This is a genomic window from Robbsia andropogonis, from assembly GCF_000970345.1.
Classification (GTDB): Bacteria; Pseudomonadota; Gammaproteobacteria; order Burkholderiales; family Burkholderiaceae; genus Robbsia; species Robbsia andropogonis.
In genome coordinates this window covers 1-1,424 of record NZ_LAQU01000177.1, presented here as the reverse complement: position 1 = coordinate 1,424, position 1,424 = coordinate 1, and the positions used below count along the sequence as shown (strand labels likewise).

1 protein-coding gene is annotated in these 1,424 nt (G+C 53.2%); it reads left to right on the top strand.

Going from position 1 to position 1,424, the window contains the following annotated elements:
- Positions 1-516, top strand: a 516-nt coding sequence (locus WM40_RS26925) for an IS110 family RNA-guided transposase (protein ID WP_046154622.1), incomplete at its 5' end; no start/stop codon positions are given.
- Positions 517-1,424 lie beyond the last annotated feature (908 nt).

Here is a 1,424-nt window from a genome sequence, read left to right as displayed (position 1 = left end):
CTTCCGGAAATGGAAGCTGATGTCCCCAGAATGTTGCTCGATAGCGTCGAGGAACAACTTGGGCGATTAGCATTACTTGACGAACAGGTTGCCCGCATCGAAATGCGAATCACCGAATGGCGACGCAACGACGAAGCGTGTCGCCGCATTTCCGAAATCCCTGGGGTCGGGCTATTGACAGCGACGGCAGCCGTGGCGGTGATTGGCGATGCAAAAACCTTCCGCTCCGGTAGGGAGTTCGCGGCCTATTTGGGACTCGTCCCGCGACAAACCGGAACGGGAGGTAAAGTCCGGCTTGGGGGCATTAGCAAACGTGGGGACGTCTATCTCCGCACGCTGTTGATTCACGGCGCTCGATCCGTGATTGCCTGTGCGAAGCGTCTGCCAGATCAGACCCAAAAGCTTCTGGCGCGACGCCCTACGAATGTCGTGGCTGTCGCACTTGCTAATAAAGCGGCTCGGATTATCTGGGCCCTATTGGCCCATGACCGACGTTACGAGCCAATCGCAGCTTGACCGCATCGCACAATTCTTTTCTTCGTACCTTCTACATAGTTGCAGAGGCGTTATCGATCGATGGCAAGATAGGTTGGACCGCGCAAAGGCAAACCTGGGACATTACATGAGCTTCGAGCTCGTTATTTAGATTAGGACCTTTGCGGCGCATGCCATCGGGGCCACAAGCAAAATGCTTGTTAGAGTCCGGATATAAGTCCGCAACTACCCTCCTCGCCTAGAACGAAATCGCTTTGCAAATGGGAGGCGACCATATAAGTAATGTCTGGTTTGGGGGTGCGGCGGATTTCTTGGACTACCTGGAGGTAGTTCATGTATTCGTACGAAGACCGTATTCGCGCTGTCGAACTCTCCATACGACTTGGCAAGAGGTGGCACCGGTCATATTGGCACGTAGGGCTTGCGCCATCAAACCCACCGAGCGGCGAACTACCGAAACTGGAACGGAGACAAGCAACCCATCTGACATGTTAAGGGACAGCGACAAAACGTCCCCGCACGCATCGAGGCAAGCGTCGCTTGATAATTGAGAGAGGTCATTGGTGACACATTGCCCCACGAAAGACGCTTGCGTATCTCGAACGCAGCCGTTCGAAATGTCCTGAGTGTCGCCGGTTGTGCTCCTTGGTGCTGTGCTTGCGTTTGCGTTTGCAAAACTGTTGCAGTGACCACCCGAGGTTAAGAAAAATGAACTATCAAGGCTCGCTATTCTCTTCGACTATGTCGCCATCCAGAGATTCACCGAATTTCAATCACTTATTCTCTTTTCTATAAGGCTCAAAGCGACGCCCACTCGCACTCACAGATGAACGTCCTTTTTCTGTCCGCGCTTTGTTGGTCGACACACGGCGCTCTTGCTCTTGCAAATGCTTTTCTAGCTCTGGCTGATACTTACGTAAGCGGCTGGT